The organism is Bradyrhizobium sp. 930_D9_N1_4 (assembly GCF_052076015.1).
Classification (GTDB): Bacteria; Pseudomonadota; Alphaproteobacteria; order Rhizobiales; family Xanthobacteraceae; genus Bradyrhizobium.
In genome coordinates, this window is the sequence record NZ_CP197236.1 from 3,006,539 (window position 1) to 3,027,689 (window position 21,151).

Genomic DNA, 21,151 nt, shown 5'->3' on the forward strand with positions numbered 1-21,151 from the left:
GGTCAGGCCGGTTCGCGGGTCAGGATCAGCGAGGCGTTCTGGCCGCCGAAGCCGAACGAGTTCGACATCACCGCGGTGACGCGGGCGTCGCGCGCCTTGTTGCCGACCACGTCGAACAGGATCGTGGGATCCGGATTGTCGTAATTGATCGTCGGCGGAATGCGCTGATGCTCGAGCGTGAGCAGCGAGAAGATCGCCTCGACTGCGCCCGCGGCCGAGATGGTGTGGCCGACCATCGACTTGTTGGACGTCACCGGAATCTTCTGCGCGAGATCGCCGAACACGGCCGATGTCGTGTTGAACTCCATCTTGTCGTTCTCGGGCGTCGCGGTGCCGTGCGCGTTGATGTGGTCGATCTGGTCCGGCGTCATGCCGGCATCGGCCAGCGTCTTGTTCATGCAGCCGATGATCGGCTTGCCATCGGGCGAGGAGCGGGTGCGGTGGAAGGAATCGGTGAGCTCGCCGCAGCCGGCGATCACGCCGAGAATCTTTGCGCCGCGCGCAGTCGCCGCTTCATAGCTTTCCAGCACCAGTGCGCCGGCGCCTTCGGCCATGACGAAGCCGTCGCGGTTCTTGGAGAAGGGGCGGGAGGCCGCCTGCGGCGGATCGTTCTGGGTCGACAGTGCCGAGAGCAGCGAGAAGCGCACCAGCGCTTCGGGGTTGACGGTGCCGTCGGTCGCGACGCACAGCGCGGCATCGGTCTCGCCGCGGCGGATCGCCTCGACGCCGAGCTGGATCGAGGTGGCGCCGGACGCGCACGCCGTCGACAGCGAGATCGGCGAGCCCTTGGTGCCGAACGTCTCGGCGAGGTGAGCTGCGACCGAGCCGAACATGAAGCGGTGGTGATAGGCGCTGTACTTGCCGCCGCCAGAGATGCGCAGCAGATCGTCATAGGTGAAGTCAGGCGCGCCGACGGCGCGGCCGAGCTCGCGGCGTTGCGGCCATTCGACTTCGACCGGCGCAACCGCGAGGAAGAGCGGACCCGGGAAATCGGCCCTGGCGCCGATGCCGGCTTGCGCGAGCGCTTCCTCCGTGACCAGCTCCGCCATCCGTTCGGACAGGCCGGTGGAGGAGAACGGATCGACGCTGACGAAATCGACGGTGCCGGCCATCGTGGTCTTCAGGCCGTCGACCGGAAAGCGCGTGATGGTGCGGATGCCGGATTCGCCGGCGACGAGCTTGGCCCAATTGTCGGCCTTGCCGCTGCCGAGCGAGGTCATGATGCCCATGCCGGTGACGACGACGACGGGACGCCCGAGTTTGTCGCGTGGTGCAGTCATGTCGATCCCCCGATAGAGTGAGAGCCTTCAGCCGAAGCGCTGTGCGCTTCAGCCGACAGCCTCGACCAGCGCCATGCCTTCGCCGCGCCAATGTCCGGCCCCCACCACCACAATCTGGGTGGGCGCCCCCTGCATTTCAATCTCGGTCCCCGTGGAATCGTTCGGCGGGAACAGCGCGCCGCGCGAGATCGACAGCGCCGCGAGTGCGAGGCCGAGCGGGAATTGCGTTTCCATGGTGTGGCCGAACATCGTGCCGGTCGAGCGCACCGGAAAATCAGCGTGGCCCTTGAGGAAGCCGCGCTCTTCCGAGGTCGCGGGCTCCGCGCCGGTCGCACCGGTAATGATCGCGCCCTTGCCCTCGCGCTTCGGCAGCTTGTCCCAGAGCTTCTCCAGGGTCGCTGCCATGTCGCCGGGCTGCTTGCGGCGGGCGAGGTCGGCAACGACGCTCGACAGTTTCGCAAACGGCTTGGCGCCGCGCGCTTCCGCATGCGCCTTCGATTCCAGCACCAGGAACGCGCCGGCAGATCCCAGCGCGAAGCCGGCGTGGTCCTCGCGCGCCCAGACGGACGCGAACTTGTCCTTCAGATTGAAGTCGCCGAATTCGTAGAGGACCATCAGGTCCTTGCGCTCGCCATTGTGCGAGCCGCCGATCAGCGCGATGTCGCTCTCGCCCGAGGCGATGCGCGACAGCGCGATGCGCGCCGCGTCGGCGCCCGCGACTTCCTCGCCCATGAAGGTGCGCGAGGTGCCGCCGATGCCGTGCACGATGGCGATGTTGCCGGCGAGAAGATTGGACAGCTGGGCCAGAAACAGCGTCGGCCGGAGATCGCTCATCAGCCGTTCGTTGAGGAAGCCCGGCGCATTGGCGCCCTTGGCCTCGGCCGTCAGCACGCCGGTGTCGACGTTGAGATCGCGCTCGCCGCCGCCGGCGGCGACCACCATGTCGATCTTCGACAGGATATCCTTGTTGCCCTTGATCCCGGCGGAGTCGAGCGCAAGGCCGGCCGCATAGGTGCCGATGCGCTGCCAGGCTTCCATCTGGCGCTGGTCGCCCTTCTTCGGGATCTGGCTGTCGAGGGTCAGCGGCATCAGGGGATGCACGATGTAGGGCGCAAAGCCCTTCTCGTCGACATTGATGCGCTTGTCCTGAAGCGCGGCCCAGTTGGCGTCCAGGCCTTCGCCGAGCGAAGTGGCAAGACCAATGCCGGTGATCCAGACTTCCGTCTGGCCGGGCTTCGAAGCAGTGTCAGTCATGGCGATACGGCCTGTTGCGGAAAGCCGACGCGTTTGGCGACCGCGTCCATGAAGCCACGCATATCCGGATTGGGGAAGGGGATCTGCGTGAAGGTGAGCGTCGAATTCGCGCGCAGCTTGCCGCCGACCTTGATCTTGGCCTCGGTCACGGCATAGCCCGAGCCCTGGTGCGACAGGCTCGCCTCGATGCTCATGAGATCGCCGGGGAACACCGAGCCGCGAACCTTGGCCTCCTTGACGGCGGCCAGGATCGGCATGCGCTCGAACTTGAGCACGCCGAGCTGAAGCCAGCCCGAGGCCTGCGCCATCGATTCGATCAGGAGCACGCCGGGCATCAGCGGATAGCCCGGGAAGTGCCCCTCGAAGATGGTGCTTTCCTTCGGGACCGTCGCCTCGACGACAATCGTCTGCGCGTCGACGTTGAGGTCGACGACGCGATCGATCATGTGGAAGTATTCGAGTTGCATGACCGCGCGCTTAGGCGCTCGCGCCCTTGGCCGCAACCAGTTCGTCGATGCGGGCGCACAGATTCTTCAGCACGAAGTACTGTTCCGTGGTCGCCTTGCCGTCGTTGACCTCCTGGGTCCACTTTTCCAGCGGCAGCTTGATGCCGAACTGCTTGTCGATCGCGAACGCGATGTCCAGGAAATCGAGGCTGTCGATTCCGAGGTCATCGATGGCGTGGCTATCCGGCGTGATCGTGTCGCGCGGGATGTCGCAGGTTTCAGCGATGATCGTAGCGACCTGATCGAATGTGGAGGACATCACTAAGCCTTTGATATATTGCGGATATTTATCGGATGCGCCAGAGTGGAACGGTGGGTGGGCGTCGCGCCCCTGATGACGCCCTCAACCCTTCTCTGGCTGGGTCGAAAGCCCGTATATCGGAGCGCCGCCCTGAGTTCAATGGAGCCGGACGGACCTATGGACAGGGCTGGGGATGCCGTCAGCGGGCCCTCTCGCCGGTCCGGCGGGCCTAGATCTGCGGCGTCGCGATCTTGGCGCAGTCCCGGCGGCCCATCAGCACGGAATCCTGGGTCCGGCGGAGGTCGGCGATGCTCACCGCAAGCCAGATCCCGACCGCGGTCAGCGCGATGGTGAAGGCGAGCGCGGCGATATTGGCGAGCATGCGATGGCGGAAATGGTCCGGCGCGGGGCGAGGCTGCTCGTAGCGCGACAGGTCGAGCGGCTCGGGTGCGATGCGCAGCGGCTGCACGGCGCCGTTGCCCCGTGGCACCGCCGGCGAAGGCGCGTTGCGCGGCCTGAACTGGAGCACCCGGTGCTCGTCATCCGAGCTGATGGGCCGCTGGGTTTTCATGTGCGGGGATCACTCCGAAGCAGCGATTTTTGATAGCATACGTGGTGAAGGCATTGCAGAAAATCTTCTCAACGCGCACGTGCATTGCGTGTTTGCACTATCTTTCACGAGGCGATGCGAGCGCATCCGGCGGCGGCCGTCATGCCGGTGTCAGCAAGCACGGTTTGCGTTGCAGCAAGCGTAACGATGCGCGCATTGCGCGGTTGCGTGAACAGCGTCTTGTGATCACCACGTCCATGCAGAACGGATTTTGCCGCCGCGGGGCCCATGGTAGTCAAGGGAACCGGACCCGCCGGTTGTCATCCATGCGAGGGGCGTTTCGACCATGACCACCACCAACGCGCGCGAACCAAGAGTGCACCCGGTGCCGATCCTGTCGCTTCGGCCGACGCAGATGACCGTCGGCATGCGCGAGGTGAAGGAGAAGCGCAAGCGCTGGCGCGAGCGCGGCAAGAAGAAGCAATCCGATCTGCTCGGCACGCACATGATCCCGGTCGTGTACGGACCTGACGAGCGCTACTACGTCATCGACCATCATCATCTCGGCCGCGCGCTGCACGACGAAGGCGTCAAGGAGGTGCTGGTGACCGTGGTCGGCGATCTCCGCATGGTCGAGCGCGAGGCGTTCTGGGGCGTGATGGACAACAAGCGCTGGGTCTATCCCTACGATTCCAAGGGCGAGCGCCGGCCATTTCGGGACCTGCCGAAATCGGTGGTCGATCTCAAGGACGATCCGTTCCGCAGCCTTGCCGGCGAGTTGCGCCGCATGGGCGGCTTCGCCAAGGACACCACGCCGTTCTCGGAATTCCTGTGGGCCGACTTTCTGCGCCGAAAGCTGTCGCGCAAGGCGGTGGACGCGAACTTCGACAGGGCGCTGGAGAAGGCGCTGGTCGCGGCCAAGAGCAAGGATGCGATCTACCTGCCGGGCTGGTGCGGCCCGGCGGACGAGGATTAGCACTGCCCGCGCGACGAATACGAGCAGGTCATCAGTCGCGCTGGAAGATCTTGGCACCGGGGTAGATGCGCCGGGCGTAAGTCACGACCAGCGCGCGGTCCTGGGTGGCCAGGAAGGGCGTTCGGATCTGGTACGATCCGATGATCAGGTGCCATAGACCGTTGAGCTTCTGAATGACGACTTTCATCTGAGTGATCCCTAGAGACCTTGCACTCCAGCACATGTTGCCTGCTGCGGCAGTCCTGCGATTCAGGATCGTGAGCGCGTGCGTGTGACTTCCGATACGGCTCGCACCGCGCAAGACAGCGGCAACTCTTATTAGTGTCGTGCGGCTGCGCTTCCGGGACAGGAGTTCATCACAGCCTCTTGAGCGAAATCATTTTCTGGATGCACGAAGCGGTTCTGAAACAAAGCCGTCCCACCTGTTGAAGCGATCAAGCTCATACAGGAGGCGCAATGCGCCGCCTGGGTTTCGTCGCCTTCGCAGTGGGACGCGGCCAAGAGCGGGGATGCGATCCTTCTGCCGGGCCGGTGAGGGCCGGCGGACAAGGGTTGAAACGGCGCCGGCACGAGCAATACGTATGTTTTCAGCCGGCCAGCTCTCGATCAATGGCCCGCAACCGCACGAAACTTCCCCAGGCCTGCGGATACGCCTTGTCGGCGGGATCGATCGTCACCAGCGCGCAGCGCGCTTCCTTGATCTCATCGAGCAGCACACGCTTCGTCGAAGCCTCCAGTGCCTTCGACTGCTCGCGGTGGGTCTCGACGGCTTTCGCGAAAGCCAGGGCTTCCGACGCCGTCCGCTGATGGGTTGATTTCGCAAGGCACTGGCCCGAGGGGAGCGCCGGCCAGGCTGAAGGCGGCTGATCGGCGCGCCAGGTGAGTTCGTTGTCCGGTGCGGCCTTTGCCTCCGGACCTGATGGCTGCCCTGCCGGCGCCGGTCCTGCCGAGGCCGGACCTGGAAGGCGTCCCGATCCCGGCGCAACGATGGCTGTTTGCGCGGCCATCTGGCCGGTCTGCGTGGCAAGCTGGCCGAGTTGCTGCTCCATCGTCCCGCCGCCGGATGGAGGGATCATCTTTCCGACGGTCTGGATCGCTGCCATCGCGCCGGGGGAGGCCGGCGGTTGTTGCCGGGCAATCCCGTCGTTGCCCGCATTCGGGCACGACTTATAGGCGGAGTGCTGAGACGTAATCTGGCCGCCGTCGTCGACACGGGCGAAATCGATGGCGACGGTGTAGACGAAGGCAGCGTCGATCGAGTGGCCGGTCTTGTTCGCCGCTTTGACGACGCCGCAAACATATCTCGCGCTGTCTGCCTCGACCGTATGCAGACCGTTGAAGTGAGCCGAATGCGGCTCGATGAGCATCCGGGAGACCGCCGCGCGGGCCTTGCGATGCTCGGATTGAAACATGCTCCAGATTTCGTCGGGGTTGAACAGGTCGGGCTGGACGTTCCATAGGTAGCCAACCCCGAAGAACATTGCGCCAACGCATGTCGCGATGGCGAAGGCACGCAGGTTTATCAGACAGTCCCCTTTGCAGGCACGACTCATCCCCGCCTCCGCCGGCGCTCTGACGGAAACTGCGAGAGTTGTGTCGAAGTGTTTCCGCCAGTAAGGGGCGAGTCTCTTGACAAAACGTGTGCGATTGAAGAATCGTTCAAGTTCCCGCTGAACGGGAACTTCGGTCTTGTGCTGGGAGCGCCACTTCCGCGTGCGGCACTCCACCCCGTGAACCGGACGGATCACAGCCGCTTGAGCGACATCATTTTCCGCCAGGGATGAAGCCGTCCTGAAACAGAGCCGCCCCATGTTCCCTTGGGGGCATCGAGCTCACACAGGAGGCCAAGATGCGCCGTCTGGTTTTTATCGTCGCCTTGCTCGCAGTCGCTTCAGCGGGAATTTCGGCATCGTTCGCCGCGGTTCACCACGCCAAGACGCTGACCTTCTCAGAGCGCTTTGCACCGGCGCTCGAGCTGATGGCGAAGCGCTAGCGGCATCGCGTCTTGCGGCCGTAAGCAATGTAGCGGTGAAGCGGTTACTTCGGGTGTTGCGGGTCCGGCGGGAACAGTGCGCGGTCCATCTGGGCGGCCGCTTCGCCGTCGCGCACCTTTTGCAACAGCGCGTGACGCTCGGCGCCGGGCGGCAGTTTCATCGCGGCGGCGCGGGCGTCCTCGGTGAACTTGTCCAGCCGCTCCTGGAGCGACATGGCCGGGCGCGTGCGGTTGCGTTTCTTAGTCATGATCTGGCCTCTCAGGCCGGAAGACAACCATGCGCGAGCAAGCCGCGTCCTTAACTTTTGTTGGAACCCGGGAAGCCGGTCGCGGGTTTCCATCGTGACGGCGCCGCGGCGCCGACGAGTTCCACGAACAACGCGGAGTTATCTTGTGCCCAGCGACGCGATCCGCGCGGCGCTCATCAGCCGCCTGCGCATTTCCTCCGGTATCTCGGAAGACGACATCAGGGAAATCGAAGCCCTTCCAATCGTCGTGCAGCATTTCCCAGCCGAATCGTATGTCGTGCGCGACGGCGAGCGGGCGACCGATTGCTGCCTGATCGCCGATGGCTTCTGCGTGCGCTCGAAGACGATTGCGAGCGGCAACCGGCAGATCCTGTCCCTCCACATTCCCGGCGAGATTCCGGACCTGATGAGCCTGTTCCTGCACGTGATGGACCATGATCTGATGACGCTGACGCCGTGCACGCTGGGCCTCATCAATCACGAGACCCTGCGGAAACTGCATCATCGCCGGGTGACGCTGGCCGAGATGTTCTGGCGGGACACGCTGATCGACGCCGCGATGTTCCGGGAATGGATCGTCAATGTCGGCCAGCGCCCGGCACCGGCACGGCTCGCCCACGTCATGATCGAGCTGCGCGAGCGTCTCAGGCTCATCGATCGCGTGGACGGCAACGATTTCGAGATGCCGATGACGCAGGAGCAGATCGGTGAAGCGTTGGGAATTACGGCAGTGCATGCCAACCGCGTGATCAAGCAGTTGCGTCAGGAAGGTATCGTCGAGTTCCATCGCGGCCGCGTCAAGGTGCTCGATGAGGGGAAATTTTTGGAACTAGCGGATTTCGACGGCCGTTATTTGCACCAGTCGCCAACACTTTGAGCCGCCGATGCCGCGATTCCATTTCGACATCCATGAGAACGGCCGCTTCATCCCCGATGAGACCGGGCAGGATTTCGTGGATGCAGAGGGCGCGCGCAAGGAAGCGGTGCTCACCGGCGCATCCATTGCCCGCGATGCCTTCATCGCAGGCAGCGCGCATCGCGTCGTCGTCGCCGTCCGCGAGAACGGCGCGCCCCGCATGAACATATCGATCACGCTCGCCGTCGAGGACGCGTAGGCGCTGGTCGAACCTGCGGCGGAGCGGCGCAGTCCGGCTTGATGTATCGCAAATCGACGCCGGTGCAGGCCGCTAAGGTTCGCCGGCGTGATTGCCGAACAGCGTTCGATGTCGAAGCGCCAGACGGGCCGGTCATGCCGACCTGGAGACGCCACGATGAGCCTGATCCTTCGCCTTCTGTTTGTCCTCGCCGGGGCCGTTACAGCGCTGTTCGTCGCGCGGGATGCGCTGAACTTCACCATCATCCAGACCTTCGTTGCGATACTGCTCGTGACCGCCGTCCTGCTTGCCTGGAGTCTCTGGGGCCTGCGGCGCAAGACGTGAGCGCCGCGCTAGGTCGTCTGCGTCGACGGCACTGCCTGCCAGTCATTTCTTCGGCAAGCGGCCCATCAGGTAGAATTCCTCGTTCGGCCGCATCCCCGTGAAATTGGCGAGCCGGTTCGACAGCGCGAAGAAGGCGGAGATCGCGGCGATGTCCCAGATGTCGTCGTCGCTGAAGTCGTGCGGCGCGAGTGCCGCGAAATCGTCCTCCGAGAGGCGCTGCGCATCGGCCGAGACCTTCATTGCGAAATCGAGCATCGCCCTCTCGCGCGGCGTGATGTCGGCCTTGCGATAGTTCACCGCGACCTGGTCGGCGATCACAGGGTTCTTGGCGCGGATGCGCAGGATGGCGCCGTGCGCGATCACGCAATACTGGCACTGGTTGGCCGCCGAGGTCGCCACCACGATCATCTCGCGCTCGGCCTTGGTGAGCCCGCCGTCTTTCTCCATCAGCGCGTCGTGATAGGCGAAGAACGCGCGGAACTCGTCCGGCCGGTAGGCGAGCGTCAGGAACACGTTCGGCACGAAGCCGCTCTTCTCCTGCACGCCGAGCAGGCGCGAGCGGATGTCGTCAGGGAGCGTGTCGAGGGCGGGTGCGGGGAAGCGTTGTAGGGCGGGCTTGGTCATGGGCATGGATTCCGGCTAAGGGCCGGTGACCATAGTCGATGCGGGTGACGGGCTCAACGCGCCGCATACTCGCTGTCATCGCCCGATTTAATCGGGCGATCCAGTATTCCAGAGACGATCGTGATTGAATCGAGAAGCTGCGGCGTACTGGATGCCCCGGTCAAGCCGGGGCATGACAGCGGAATTTGCCGAGGCGGTGTCCGTCCCTTACCGCAGCGGCTTCTTCAGCAGCGAGAAGCGGTCGGGGTCGAGGCCCATCGAGGGTTGCAGCATCGGGGCTTCGGCGCTCGCCAGCGTCTTGGCGGGCGGCTGCAAGAAGACCGGGTCGTTCGGCACGTCGCGCTGCGAGGTCGCTCCGCGCCAGCGCTCGAGCACGGCGCCGACGAAATGCATGTCGTGACCGGAGGTGACCGACGGCACGCTCGAGATGGTGGCTTCACCGCGCGGCAATTGGTGCGGCGGCACTTCCTTGAAGCGCAGGCGCGTCGGCAGTGCGACGCCTTCGCCGAACGCCAGCACTTCGCGGGTGCCGAGCGAGGGCACGAAGGACAGCAGGTTCGCAGCCGCATCCGACACCGCGGCGCGCAGCAGCGCCTGGTCGCGCTCGTTGGCGAGGCGCATCGTGAACAGCGTGTTGCACTGGGAAATGATGGTGGCGTCGAGCTCGGCCGGTCGCTGGGTGATGAGGCCGAGATAGACGCCGTATTTACGGCCTTCCTTGGCGATGCGCGACACCGCCTTGCGGGTCGGGCCGAAGCCGATATTGCGGTCGGCGGAGGCGTAGCGATGCGCCTCTTCGCAGACGAACAGCATCGGCGACACGCCGTCGCTCCACAGGCCGAAGTCGAAGGCCATGCGGCACAGCACCGAGACGACGGAGTCGATGACCTCCGCCGGGAAGCCGGCGAGCTGCATCACGGTCATCGGCTTGCCGTTGGCCGGCAGGCGGAACAGATGGCTGATCACCTCGGCCATGGTGTCGCCGCCGACATTGGCGTTGTCGAACATGAAGGCGTAGCGCGGGTCGTTGCGGACCGCTTCGATGCGCGAGATCAGCTTGTGATAGATGATGCGCGAGGAGCGGTTCTCCAGCTTGCCCATGCGCTCGTCGATCAGCGACATCAAATCGACCAGGCGATAGGGCACCGGCGTATCGACGGTGAACCCGATCTGCTTGGGATCAACGCGCTTCAGGCCGAGGCGATCGGAGTTCTGGTACTGGGTGTAGATGCCCTTGGCGAGGGGGATCACCTCGGCCAGGACGTCGAGCTCCTCGGGCACGCCGGCGCGGCCGCCGAACAGCACGTCGACGATTTCCTCGAAATTGAACAGCCAGAACGGCAGCTTCAGGTTCCGCGGATTGAGCACCAGCGCGCGGTCGCCGAAGCAGCGGCCATATTCGTTGTGCACGTCGAGCAGGAAGATGCGCAGGTTCGGCCGCGCCTTCAGGATCTCGTTGAGCAGCAGTGACACGCCGGTCGATTTGCCGACGCCGGTCGATCCCAGCACCGCGAAATGCTTGGACAGCATTTCCTCGATATCGACATAGGCGACGACGGAACGGTCCTGCTGGAGGAAGCCGACATTGATCTGGTCGGATCCGGTCGGCGCGTAGATGGTGCGCAGCTCCTGGCTCGTGATCAGGTCGACGGAATCGCCGATGGTCGGGTAATTGGTGACGCCGCGCTGGAATTTGGCCTTGTCGGCGGCGTTGAGGATTTCGCCGAGCAGGTCGACCGACGCGATGGCAATGTAGTCGGGGCTTGCGAGGTTCTCGCAGGACACCTCGGTGATCATGGCGACGATGACCGAACTGGCGCAGCGGATGCTGACGAAACGGCCGACGGTGGCCCGCACTTCCGAGACCGGCATCTGGCTTTCCGCCAAAAGGCCGACCCGGGCGAGCGACCCGCGAACCGAAATCACGCGTCCAAATGATGTCACGATGGATGTACCTGAGAAGACATAATGTTTCCCCGACTATGCGCGGCGGTGGCTGCACAAACGGTTAAGCGGCAGGCGCGGGCGCTTTGTTAAATCCGCGACAATTCGGTCGTGAGGGTTGTCGGTAATGCATACTTGCGGGCAGGAAAGACCGGAAAATGCTGCTTTTCTGGGCCTTTGGGTTCGAAAGCACTTAAGGAAGATTTTACCATCCGGGCAGTCCGCCCCCCGTTTGGGGGAGGGACGCTGACCTTGAGCCGACCTTGGAGCTGACCTTTGGGCGCTGTTCGCCGCGGACCGACAGCCTTTGGTTTGTTGACGGGACCTAATCATTTGTACATTAGTACAAATGAGCCCGCGGCCCCGACGCTGGGCGCGCTCATCAACATTGCGCCCTGCGCCCGATTTGCGCGATTCCGTGACGAGGATCGCAAGCCTACGCTCTGGAGGACACCATGCAGCCCGAACCGATCCTCGATCTCGCTCATCTCGGCCACATGGAGCTGCTGACGCCGAAGCCCGACGAGAGCCTGAAGTTCTTCGTCGACGTCATGGGCATGACCGTGAGCGGGCAGAAGGGCGAGTCGGTCTATTTGCGCGGCTGGGACGATTACGAGCGCTATTCGCTCAAGCTCACGGCGTCGAAGACCTCAGGCATGGAGCACATGGCGCTGCGCGCGCGCAGCCAGCAGGCGCTGGAGCGCCGCGTCGCCGCACTGAAAGGCTCCGGCTTCGACATTGGCTGGATCGACGGCGACATGGGGCAGGGGCCGACCTTCCGCTGCCGCGACCCCGATGGCCACATCGTCGAGCTCTATTACGAGACCGAATGGTATCAGGCCCCGCCCGAGCTGAAGCCGGCGCTGAAGAACCAGGCGCAGCGCTTTCCCGCGCGCGGCGTCAACGTCCGCCGCCTCGACCATCTCAATTGCCTCGCCACCGACATCAAGGCCAACCGCGAGTTCTTCGAGAATTATCTCGGCTGCCGGCTCACCGAGCAGATCGTGCTCAATGACGGTCGCGAAGCTGCGATGTGGCTGACGATGTCGAACAAGAGCTACGATTTCGCCTATTCGCTCGACCACTCCGGCACGCCCGGCCGATTCCACCACGTCACCTACGCGCTCGACAGCCGCGAGGAGATTCTGCGCGCCGCCGACATCTTCCTGGAGAACGGCATCCACATTGAGACCGGCCCGCACAAGCACGCGATCCAGCAGACCTTCTTCCTCTATGTCTACGAGCCCGGCGGCAACCGCGTCGAAGTCGCCAACGCCGGCGCGCGTCTGATCCTCGCGCCCGACTGGAAGCCGATCGTGTGGACCGAGGAGGAGCGCAAGAAGGGCCAGGCCTGGGGGCTGAAGACGATCGAGTCCTTCCACACCCACGGCACGCCGCCAGTGGAGGCGAAGAAGCACGGCTGAGCAAGCGCCTCGTCCTTCGAGACGACCGCTTCGCGGTCTCCTCAGGATGAGGCTAAACGGCAGATTTGCCTGTCGAACTGCCGCCACGCACTCCGACCTCATCCTGAGGGCCCGCCGGAGGCGGGCGTCTCGAAGGATGGCCGCGGGCGAGCTTCCAGCTACGCCTTCCTTCGTATTGTCCTAGTGCGTCGACGACCGCACCCGCGCGATCGTCTCGCGGACGCTGGCCCAGGCCGGCTTGTCCGGCGCGAACTGCTTGCGCAGGAAGCTGACGAGCTCCTCGACCTGCGCGTCGCTCATGCTGTTTTTGAACGCGGGCATGTAGCCGAGATCGCTCGACACGGGATCAGTGATGCCGTGCATGATGACTTGCACGAGATTGTCCGATGTCGCGCTGTGCAGATTGCTGTTGAGCGCGAGCGAGGGGCGGCTGCCGAACAGCGGCAGGCCGCCGACCTCGTGGCAGACGGCGCAGGCGCCCTGATAGAGCCGTGCGCCGGTGGACGAGGCGGCGGTGATCTGCGTTGCGCTCTCCAGCTTCGCCGCGAGTGCGGGCGCATCGGCCGCATTGTCGTTGAATGAGTTGAGGTAGACCGCCATCGCGCGGATGTCGGAGTCGGGCAGGGCTTTGAGATCCCGGACGATCGGCGCCATCGGGCCGGCCGCGACGCCGTGATAGCGCGAATGGCCGGTGCGCAAATAAGCGAACAGCTCGTCCTCGCTCCACGGGATCGGCGCATGCGAGAGCGAGCTCAGCGGCGGCGCTTCCCAGCCCTCGGCAAAGCCGCCGGCGAGATAGGCCCCGCGCGGCTCGGCGCCGAGCGCATTGCGCGGCGAGTGACAACCGCTGCAATGGCCGAGGCTCTCGACGAGATAGGCGCCGCGATTCCAGGCCTCGGATTTGACGGGATCGGGCTTGAACTCCTTGGTGTCGTGGAACAGCGCATTCCATCCCGCGAGCAGCGGACGGAGGTTGAACGGGAAGGCGAGTTCGTTCGCCGGTGCCGTCGCGCGGACCGCAGGCTGCGCCATCAGGTAGGCGTAGAGCGCCTGCATGTCGGCATCGCTGGTTTTTGCAAAATGCGTATAAGGGAAGGCGGGATAGAGCTGGCGTCCGTCGCGATGCAAGCCCTCGCGCATCGCGCGCTCGAAGGCGGGATAAGACCAGGCGCCGATGCCGGTCTCGACGTCGGGCGTGATGTTGGTCGAGTAGATCGTGCCGAACGGCGTCTCCAGCGCGCGGCCGCCGGCGTTGAGCACGCCATTGAGGCTGGTGTGGCACTCCGCACAATTGCCGAGCGCCGCAAGCTGCTGGCCGCGCGCAATCGTTGCCGCCGAATAGACCGACGCATCGGGCCGCGCGACCGGCGCGATGGCGCGTCCGGGCAGAAGTGCGGCGCCAATGCCGATCGCGGCGGTGCAGACGGCCGCAATCGTCGCGACGATGCCGGCGCGCCTGGCGAACGGATTGTCCCAGATGCGGGACGGCTGCGAAGACGCTGGCGCGGGCAGGGCCTGCGGTACGGGAGATGTCTCCCCGTGTAACCCCTTGAGGATGCGCTCGGGCGTGAACGGCGGCTCGCGGAAGCGCACGCCGGTGGCATCGAAGATCGCGTTGGCAATTGCCGCCGCGCTCGGCACCGAGGCGGACTCACCGACGCCGAGCGGCGGCTGGTCCGGCCGCGGCAGCAGCAGCACGTCGATCTCAGGCACGTCGGGAAAGGGGATGATGGGATAGGCGCCCCATTCGCGCGCGGCCACCGCGCCACGCTCGAACGAGACCTCCTCCATCAGCGCGCGGCTGGTGGACTGGATGACGTTGCCGTGGATCTGGTGGCGCACGCCGTCCGGATTGATCATCAGGCCGGAGTCCTGCCCCGCGACGACGCGCGTGACGCTGACGTCGCCGGTGGATTTGTTCACGGCAACGTCGGTGATCCAGGCCGACCACGCGGCGCCGTAGCCGGGAAACTTGCTGTGGACGTAGAGCGCATAGGCAAAGCCGCGCCCGTGCACGATGTCGCCGTCCTGTTCCTCGCGCATCGGCCGGGGCGTCCAGCCGGCGCGTTCGGCGACCGCATGGACGAGATCGACGGCGCGCTGATCCCTCAGATAGCGCAGGCGGTATTCAATGGGATCGACGCCGGCCTCGGATGCGGCTTCGTCGATGTAGGATTCATGCGCAAAGGTGTTCGGCAGCGCCGAGACGCCGCGAAACCAGGAGGCGCGCACGATCGGCGGCATGTCGTGGGCGACCACGCGCATGTGGTCGTAATCGTAGGGCGGGATCGCGGTGCGGTCGCCCATCTGGAGCACGGCGGGCTCGGATGAGATGCGACCGGTCAGGAGCAGCGCGAGCGTCGGCGCGGCATTCGAGGGATAGCGCGTGGCGAGATCGTATCCGGCGATACCGCCGTCGGCGTCGAGTCCGCCATTAACGTCGATCAGCTGCGCGGTGCCCTTGGGTTCCCAGATGTGCTCCTGCGCGCGCGTGAGCTGCACGCGGACGGGCCGGCCGACCGCGCGCGACAGCAGCAGCGCGTCGGCGGTGACGTCATCGGCGCAGTTGCGGCCGTAGCAGCCGGCGGCCTCGAGACGGATGACCTCGATTTCGCTCTCGGGGCGCTCGACCAGCAGCGCGAGGTCGCTGCGCAGCACGTGCGGATTCTGCGTGCCCGACCAGACGCGGATATTGCCGTCCTGGACATCGGCGACCGCACAGGAGGGGCCGATCGAGGCGTGCATCTGGTAGGGCCAGACGTACGTGCGCTGCATCGGTTTGGCCGCGCCTGATATCGCCGCATCGACGTCGCCCTTGTCGATCAGCGTGCGCGGCGTCGAGGGATTGGCGCGCAGTGCTCTCTCGACGTCCGAGAGATCGGTCAGCGCCGGTGTCGGCTTCCAACTGACGGCGAGCTGCTCGGCCGCGCGGATTGCATTCTCTTCGCGCTCGGCGACCACACCGACGAAATCGCCGATGTGCACGACGGCGACGACGCCGGGAATGTTGCGCACCGAGGCCTCGTCGACCGCGATCAGGCTGGTGCCGACGAACGGGCCGGCATCGACGCCGGCATAGGGCGGACGCACCACGCGGCCGTGCAGCATCCCGGGCAGGCGGATGTCGTGCACGAAGGTCAGCTCGCCCGTGGCCTTGGCGGGCAGGTCGACGCGCGGCATCGACTGGCCGACGATGGCGTAATCGCCGACGGGCTTGGCAGCGACCTCGTCAGCAAGCTCGAGGCGGATGGTCTCGCCGCCGATCAGCTCGCCATAGCTGACGCTGCGATTGTGGCCGCGGACAAGGCCGTCCTCGATCTTCAATTCGATCGCCGGCAGCTCCAGCCGTTCGGCCGCGCGTGCGATCAGGAAATGGCGCGCCTGGGCGGCGGCCTTGCGCAGGGGCACCGCGGTGATCTGGATGGTTTCGCTGGCGATCGTCGGGCCCTGGTTCGGCACCACGGCCGTATCGCCGAGCACGACGACGACGCGCGCAAAGGAGACGTCGAGCTCTTCGGCGACGATCTGGCCGAGCGCAGTGCGGATGCCGGTGCCGAGATCGACATGACCGTTATAGGCGGTGACCGAGCCATCCGCGGTGATGCGGATGAAGGTTTCGGATGTGATCTCGTCCACGGTGCGGACGACGATGAGCGAACCGGACGGCCGCTCTGCTTCATGCGAGGGAGAGGAGGCCATCAATCCGCGGCCTCGGTGAGCTGGCCGGATGCACGCATCACGGCGCGCAGGATTTCGACATGCGTGCCGCAGCGGCAGAGATTGTAGCGCAGCGCCGCCAGCGCCTCCTGCTCGGTCGGTTGCGGGTTGATCGCGAGCAGCGCCTTGGTGGTCATGATCATGCCGTTGAGGCAGTAGCCGCATTGTGCGGCCTGCTCGTCGATGAAGGCCTGCTGCACCACATCAGGCTTGTCGCGGGTGCCGAGCCCTTCGAGCGTCACGATGTCGCGGCCGGCACAGCCGCCGATCGGAATCACGCAAGCGCGCGCCGCGGAGCCATCGATCAGAACAGTGCAGGTGCCGCATTCACCCAAGCCGCAACCGTATTTCGGACCGTTGAGCGTGAGATCGTTGCGCAGCACGTAGAGCAGCGGCGTATCGCGCGCTGCTGTGACCTCGTGGATCTCTCCGTTCACGGTGAGGCGGATCGGTGTCTGCGTCATCCTCGTTTCCAGGCCCGCGGCGAATTGCTTTCAAATCTACGTCGCGACGATACCGTTTGTACACAAACGTGCAAGCCGTGCATGCCGCACTGCAGCGCGGCTGCCTTCTTTGTGGACAGAGCCGATGGGCAAATGAGGTTTTATGCGGCAGCGGCATCTTTTGCGCTGCACCGCCGCTTGACAGCATTGGGGACCGCGCGCACCATCGTTCGTATACGAATGATAACCGCAGATCCGCTGGCTCCGGCATGGTGATGGAAACAACGAGCGCTGTCATCGACAAGATCCGCTGCGATGCCTGCCCGGTGATGTGCTACATCAAGCCGGGCGCGGCGGGCGCCTGCGACCGCTATGCCAATCACGACGGCAAGCTGGTCCGCGTCGATCCGCATGTGATCCTGGAGCGCACGGTCGAGCATGGCGGCAAGCTGGTGCCGTTCAGCCGTACCGAAGACTGGGACGGCAAGATCGTCCACGAGCCTTCCACGTTTGTGACGGCGATCGGCGCTGGCACGACTTATCCCGATTACAAGCCGGCGCCGTTCATCGTTTCCGCGGCGGTCGACGGCGTCGACATGGTGACCGTCGTCACCGAAGGCATCTTCTCCTATTGCGGCATCAAGGTGAAGATCGACACCGACCGCTATCTCGGCCCGGAAACCGCGACCGTCCGCGCGCAGGGCGAGGCCGTTGGCCACGTCACCACCAGCGAATACGGCTCGCAGATGCTGTCGCTCGGCGGCGTGCATCATCTGACCGGCGGCTCCAAGAAGGAGGGCCGCGTCACCTGCGACACGCTGATGGACCTCGCCAATTGCAAGGCGGTGGAGCTCACCATCGACGGCGGTGCGAGCGTGGTGGTGCAGGCTGGCCAGCCGCCGATCGTCAACGGCATGAAAGAAGAGCGCATGCGCGTCGGCTGCGGCTCGGCGACGATCGGCATGTTCGCCAAGCAGTGGCTCGGCAAAGTCGACGAGGTCGTCGTGGTCGACGACCACATCACCGGCGTGCTCTCGGAGCACCAGGCCGGCAAGCTGCTCGACATCGCCGACACCGGCATCAAGATGAAGGGGCGGCGTTCGACGCCCGGCCGCTATTTCCAGGTCGCCGATCCCGGCACGGGCTGGGGTGGCACCAACATTTCCGATCCGCTCGCGATTCTCGGCCCCTTCGACAAGAAGGAGGCGAAGGCCGGCCTGTCGATGCTGATGGTCTCCACGACCGGCGAGCATTCGTCCTACTACGTGCTCGACGAGGCCCTGAATCCGGTCGAGACCGAGATGCCCGCCGACCTGAAATTCTCGGTCGAGCGCATCCAGGAAAATTGCGAGCCGGCGCTCTGCACCGTGCTGTTCATGGCCGGTGCGGGCGGCTCGCTGCGCGCCGGCGTCACCGACAATCCGGTGCGGCTGACGCGCTCGGTCAAGGACGCGCTGACGCGGGTCACCAGCGGTGGCGCGCCTGTTTATGTCTGGCCGGGCGGCGGCATCACCTACATGGTCGATGTGACGCAGATGCCCGCCGGCGCGTTCGGCTATGTTCCGACACCGGCGCTGGTCGCGCCGATCGAGTTCACGATGAAGCTGACCGACTATGCCGCGCTCGGCGGCCATATGGATTACGTCAAGCCGCTGTCCGAAGTGCAGAACGGCGACGATGTCCGCCAGTTGCCCTGGCAGAACCCGATTCCGGGGCCGCGGCCATGACGCGCCGCCCGCAAATCGCATTGCTGTCCGACGGCCGGCGGCTGCATTTGCAGGATGGACCGATTGATCTGATCGTCGAGGCGAGGGGACGTGCGGGCGAGGTGCGCGCAGCCTATGAGGCTGCGGCGCGCCGTTTCACCGGGTTGCTCGACGAGCTCTGCGCGGAATTGTTGGAGCTGCGGAGGGGCGCTGAGGCGCAGACTTCGCTGAAGGGCGTAGTGGCGCGTCGCATGCACGCCGCTGTGGCGCCTTATGCTTCAGATTGCTTCATCACGCCGATGGCGGCGGTTGCGGGCAGCGTGGCGGAGGAGATTTTGAGCTCCATGCTGGGCGCGGCGACGCTGGATCGCGTCTATGTCAACAATGGCGGTGATATCGCGCTGCATCTCGGCCGCGGAGAGCATTTTTCCGTCGGCCTGATGGACCGGCCCGATCGTGACGGCGTGATGCGGGCGATGCGGATCGATGCGAATGACGCAGTGCGCGGCATCGCGACCAGTGGCCGCCACGGCCGCAGCTTTTCGCTCGGCATCGCCGACGCGGTGACGGTGCTGGCGGCGAGCGCGTCGCAAGCCGATGCGGCGGCGACGATCATTGCCAATGCCGTCGATTTGCCCGGGCATCCCGCCATCCTTCGGAAGCCTGCGAACGAGCTTCAGCCCGACAGCGATCTCGGCGCGCGTCTCGTCACCCGCGGCGTCGGTGAATTGTCGAAGGAAGAGATCGCGACTGCGCTCGAATCTGGCGCGGAATGTGCACGGCAATTGTTCGATCGCGGATTGATCGAGGGTGCTGTGCTCAGGCTTTGTGGTGATATGCTTGTCATCGGAACCAAGGATATAGAAGAGCAACGGTCGCGCCCGCTTGTGCTGGAGAGCGCGGTTGCCTGAACAGGGAAGCGAAACATGAGCGCGATCATCCGCAAGATCGTCACCGTCGTCGAAGAGACGCAGATGGAGATGGGCCGCCAGGTCTCGCCGCCGACCCGTCGCGCCGCGGCGATCGCCGTGATCGAGAACCCCTTTGCCGGACAATATGTCGAGGATCTCTCGCCGCTGATCGCGATCGGCGAGGAGCTCGGTGACCTCCTGTCGAAGCGCGCGGTGGCGGCGCTCGGCATCGACGGCGCGAAGGCGCAGAGCTACGGCAAGGCCGCCGCTGTTGGCGAGAACGGCGAGCTGGAGCATGCCGCCGCGATCCTGCACCCCAAGATGGGCGCGCCGGTGCGCAAGGTCCTGAGCAAGGGCGCGGCGCTGATCCCGTCGTCGAAGAAGCGCAGCGGCCCGGGCACGACGCTCGACATTCCGCTCGGGCACAAGGACGCGGCCTTCGTGCGCAGCCATTTCGACGGCATGGAGGTGCAGATCAACGATGCGCCGCGTGCCAACGAGATCATGGTCGCGGTCGCCGTTACCGACAGCGGCCGTCCGCTGCCGCGCGTCGGCGGATTGACGGTTGCGGAGATCAAGGGCGAAGACGGTTTGAAATAGACGGCGGGCTGAAACAATGGGTTTGGCGAGTTCAAAACTGGAGGTTGGGATGCGAGCAAGAAATTATTTCGTCGGCGCGGCCTTTGCGCTTCTGGCGGGCGGCATGGCTCATTCGGCCATCGCGCAGGACATCAAGATCGGCGAGATCAACAGCTATTCGCTGCTGCCTGCGTTCACCGAGCCCTATCGCAAGGGCTGGCAGCTCGCGGTCGAGGAGATCAATGCGGCCGGTGGCATCAACGGCAAGAAGCTCGTCGTCATCTCCAAGGACGACGGCGGCAAGCCGGCGGATGCGCAGACCGCGGCCAACGAGCTCGTGTCGAGCGAGGGCGTGGCGATGCTGACGGGCACGTTCCTGTCGAACATCGGCCTTGCCGTCAGCGACTTCGCCAACCAGAAGAAGGTGTTCTTCCTCGCGGCCGAGCCGCTGACGGATGCCGTGACCTGGTCGAAGGGCAACAAGTACACGTTCCGCCTGCGACCCTCCAACTACATGCAGGCGGCGATGCTGGTGGAAGCCGCCTCCAAGCTGCCGGCCAAGCGCTGGGCGACGATCGCTCCGAACTATGAGTACGGTCAGTCGGCGGTTGCGGTGTTCAAGAAGCTGATGTCGGAGAAGCGTCCTGACATCCAGTGGGTCGACGAGCAGTGGCCGCCGCAGGGCAAGATCGATGCGGGCCCGGTGGTGCAGGCGGTTGCCGCGGCCAATCCGGAAGCCATCCTCAACGTCACCTTCGGCGCCGATCTCGTCAAGCTCGTGCGCGAAGGCAACACCCGCGGCCTGTTCAAGGGACGCGAGGTCGTCTCGTTCCTGACCGGCGAGCCCGAATATCTCGATCCGCTCAAGGACGAGACCCCCGAGGGCTGGATCGTCACCGGCTATCCCTGGTACTCGATCAAGACGCCCGAGCACGATGCGTTCCTGAAGGCCTACCAGGCCAAGTACAACGACTATCCGCGCCTGGGTTCGATCGTCGGCTACCAGACCATCAAGGCGGCGGCCGCGATCCTGACGAAGGCCGGCGCGACCGATCCGGAGAAGCTGATCGCTGCGGCGGAGGGGCTCTCGATGCCGTCGCCGTTCGGCGAGATCACCTTCCGCAAGATCGACCATCAGTCGACGCTCGGGGCTTATGTCGGCAAGACTTCGCTGAAGGACGGCAAGGGCGTGATGGTGGACTCGGTCTACAAGAAGGGCTCGGACTATCTGCCGAGCGACGCCGAAGTCGAGAAGCTGCGTCCGAAGGATTGATGCGACGAGAGACCGGGGCCTCGTGGTTCGAGACGCGCGGCGT

22 protein-coding genes are annotated in these 21,151 nt (G+C 65.0%); 10 read left to right on the top strand and 12 right to left on the bottom strand.

Features of this window, described 5'->3' with window-relative positions:
* Nucleotides 1-2: 2 nt before the first annotated feature.
* The 5 genes from AB7532_RS13765 to AB7532_RS13785 form a co-directional block, all read right to left on the bottom strand.
* Nucleotides 3-1,280, bottom strand: coding sequence for a beta-ketoacyl-ACP synthase (locus AB7532_RS13765; RefSeq protein ID WP_441235322.1), 1,278 nt, complete (start codon nucleotides 1,278-1,280; stop codon nucleotides 3-5).
* Between the two features lie 48 nt (nucleotides 1,281-1,328).
* The gene (locus tag AB7532_RS13770) at nucleotides 1,329-2,534 is read right to left on the bottom strand and encodes a beta-ketoacyl-ACP synthase (protein WP_441235323.1); all 1,206 of its coding nucleotides are present in this window, start codon (nucleotides 2,532-2,534) and stop codon (nucleotides 1,329-1,331) included.
* Nucleotides 2,531-3,001, bottom strand: coding sequence for a 3-hydroxyacyl-ACP dehydratase FabZ family protein (locus AB7532_RS13775; protein ID WP_441235324.1), 471 nt, complete (start codon nucleotides 2,999-3,001; stop codon nucleotides 2,531-2,533). Before AB7532_RS13775 ends, AB7532_RS13770 begins: the two co-directional genes overlap by 4 nt.
* A 10-nt stretch (nucleotides 3,002-3,011) precedes the next feature.
* Nucleotides 3,012-3,299, bottom strand: a complete 288-nt coding sequence (locus AB7532_RS13780) for an acyl carrier protein (RefSeq protein ID WP_007592476.1) — start codon at nucleotides 3,297-3,299, stop codon at nucleotides 3,012-3,014.
* A gap of 211 nt (nucleotides 3,300-3,510) precedes the next feature.
* Nucleotides 3,511-3,852 (bottom strand): hypothetical protein, encoded by a 342-nt coding sequence (locus tag AB7532_RS13785; protein ID WP_441235325.1) that lies wholly within the window; start codon nucleotides 3,850-3,852, stop codon nucleotides 3,511-3,513.
* Nucleotides 3,853-4,177: 325 nt separating this feature from the next.
* Between AB7532_RS13785 and AB7532_RS13790 the strand changes: the two genes are divergently transcribed.
* On the top strand, nucleotides 4,178-4,807 hold the full coding sequence (locus tag AB7532_RS13790; RefSeq protein ID WP_441235326.1) for a ParB-like protein: 630 nt from the start codon (nucleotides 4,178-4,180) through the stop codon (nucleotides 4,805-4,807).
* Nucleotides 4,808-4,838: 31 nt separating this feature from the next.
* Here AB7532_RS13790 and AB7532_RS13795 read toward each other — a convergent pair whose 3' ends face one another.
* Entirely contained in the window at nucleotides 4,839-4,994 is a 156-nt protein-coding gene (locus AB7532_RS13795; RefSeq protein WP_441235327.1) for a hypothetical protein, read from the bottom strand.
* Nucleotides 4,995-5,394: 400 nt separating this feature from the next.
* Complete coding sequence (locus AB7532_RS13800; protein ID WP_441235328.1) at nucleotides 5,395-6,360, bottom strand: hypothetical protein; 966 nt, start codon at nucleotides 6,358-6,360, stop codon at nucleotides 5,395-5,397.
* A gap of 296 nt (nucleotides 6,361-6,656) precedes the next feature.
* Between AB7532_RS13800 and AB7532_RS13805 the strand changes: the two genes are divergently transcribed.
* The gene (locus AB7532_RS13805) at nucleotides 6,657-6,800 is read left to right on the top strand and encodes a hypothetical protein (RefSeq protein ID WP_441235329.1); all 144 of its coding nucleotides are present in this window, start codon (nucleotides 6,657-6,659) and stop codon (nucleotides 6,798-6,800) included.
* A gap of 44 nt (nucleotides 6,801-6,844) precedes the next feature.
* Here AB7532_RS13805 and AB7532_RS13810 read toward each other — a convergent pair whose 3' ends face one another.
* Nucleotides 6,845-7,048 carry a hypothetical protein gene (locus AB7532_RS13810; RefSeq protein WP_441235330.1) on the bottom strand — a complete coding sequence of 68 codons (204 nt, stop codon included), beginning with the start codon at nucleotides 7,046-7,048 and terminating at the stop codon, nucleotides 6,845-6,847.
* A 94-nt stretch (nucleotides 7,049-7,142) separates the two neighbouring features.
* Between AB7532_RS13810 and AB7532_RS13815 the strand changes: the two genes are divergently transcribed.
* The 3 genes from AB7532_RS13815 to AB7532_RS13825 all read left to right on the top strand — a co-directional run bounded on the left by AB7532_RS13815 (nucleotide 7,143) and on the right by AB7532_RS13825 (nucleotide 8,487).
* On the top strand, nucleotides 7,143-7,925 hold the full coding sequence (locus AB7532_RS13815; RefSeq protein ID WP_441235331.1) for a Crp/Fnr family transcriptional regulator: 783 nt from the start codon (nucleotides 7,143-7,145) through the stop codon (nucleotides 7,923-7,925).
* Between the two features lie 7 nt (nucleotides 7,926-7,932).
* The gene (locus tag AB7532_RS13820; RefSeq protein ID WP_441235332.1) at nucleotides 7,933-8,163 is read left to right on the top strand and encodes a DUF6894 family protein; all 231 of its coding nucleotides are present in this window, start codon (nucleotides 7,933-7,935) and stop codon (nucleotides 8,161-8,163) included.
* Between the two features lie 156 nt (nucleotides 8,164-8,319).
* A complete protein-coding gene (locus tag AB7532_RS13825) occupies nucleotides 8,320-8,487 on the top strand; it encodes a hypothetical protein (protein WP_441235333.1) in 168 nt (55 codons plus the stop codon).
* Nucleotides 8,488-8,529: 42 nt separating this feature from the next.
* Here AB7532_RS13825 and AB7532_RS13830 read toward each other — a convergent pair whose 3' ends face one another.
* Both AB7532_RS13830 and AB7532_RS13835 read right to left on the bottom strand, forming a co-directional pair.
* On the bottom strand, nucleotides 8,530-9,111 hold the full coding sequence (locus AB7532_RS13830; protein ID WP_441235334.1) for a peroxidase-related enzyme: 582 nt from the start codon (nucleotides 9,109-9,111) through the stop codon (nucleotides 8,530-8,532).
* A 207-nt stretch (nucleotides 9,112-9,318) separates the two neighbouring features.
* Entirely contained in the window at nucleotides 9,319-11,055 is a 1,737-nt protein-coding gene (locus AB7532_RS13835) for an ATP-binding protein (protein WP_441235335.1), read from the bottom strand.
* A 455-nt stretch (nucleotides 11,056-11,510) separates the two neighbouring features.
* Here AB7532_RS13835 and AB7532_RS13840 point away from each other — a divergent pair, with 455 nt between their 5' ends.
* A complete protein-coding gene (locus AB7532_RS13840; protein WP_441235336.1) occupies nucleotides 11,511-12,479 on the top strand; it encodes a catechol 2,3-dioxygenase in 969 nt (322 codons plus the stop codon).
* Between the two features lie 180 nt (nucleotides 12,480-12,659).
* Here the strand turns inward: AB7532_RS13840 and AB7532_RS13845 are convergent, their stop codons facing one another.
* Both AB7532_RS13845 and AB7532_RS13850 read right to left on the bottom strand, forming a co-directional pair.
* Complete coding sequence (locus AB7532_RS13845; RefSeq protein WP_441235337.1) at nucleotides 12,660-16,178, bottom strand: molybdopterin cofactor-binding domain-containing protein; 3,519 nt, start codon at nucleotides 16,176-16,178, stop codon at nucleotides 12,660-12,662.
* Nucleotides 16,178-16,660, bottom strand: coding sequence for a (2Fe-2S)-binding protein (locus tag AB7532_RS13850; protein ID WP_441235338.1), 483 nt, complete (start codon nucleotides 16,658-16,660; stop codon nucleotides 16,178-16,180). The genes AB7532_RS13845 and AB7532_RS13850 overlap by 1 nt, the downstream gene beginning before the upstream one ends.
* A 248-nt stretch (nucleotides 16,661-16,908) precedes the next feature.
* Here AB7532_RS13850 and AB7532_RS13855 point away from each other — a divergent pair, with 248 nt between their 5' ends.
* The 4 genes from AB7532_RS13855 to AB7532_RS13870 are packed head-to-tail and all read left to right on the top strand — an operon-like array spanning nucleotide 16,909 to nucleotide 21,108.
* Nucleotides 16,909-18,366 (top strand): 6-hydroxynicotinate reductase, encoded by a 1,458-nt coding sequence (locus AB7532_RS13855; protein ID WP_441235339.1) that lies wholly within the window; start codon nucleotides 16,909-16,911, stop codon nucleotides 18,364-18,366.
* The gene (locus AB7532_RS13860; protein ID WP_441235340.1) at nucleotides 18,363-19,256 is read left to right on the top strand and encodes a UPF0280 family protein; all 894 of its coding nucleotides are present in this window, start codon (nucleotides 18,363-18,365) and stop codon (nucleotides 19,254-19,256) included. Before AB7532_RS13855 ends, AB7532_RS13860 begins: the two co-directional genes overlap by 4 nt.
* Before the next feature lie 15 nt (nucleotides 19,257-19,271).
* The gene (locus AB7532_RS13865) at nucleotides 19,272-19,856 is read left to right on the top strand and encodes an amino acid synthesis family protein (RefSeq protein ID WP_441235341.1); all 585 of its coding nucleotides are present in this window, start codon (nucleotides 19,272-19,274) and stop codon (nucleotides 19,854-19,856) included.
* 49 nt (nucleotides 19,857-19,905) lie between these two features.
* Nucleotides 19,906-21,108, top strand: a complete 1,203-nt coding sequence (locus tag AB7532_RS13870) for an ABC transporter substrate-binding protein (protein ID WP_441235342.1) — start codon at nucleotides 19,906-19,908, stop codon at nucleotides 21,106-21,108.
* Nucleotides 21,109-21,151 lie beyond the last annotated feature (43 nt).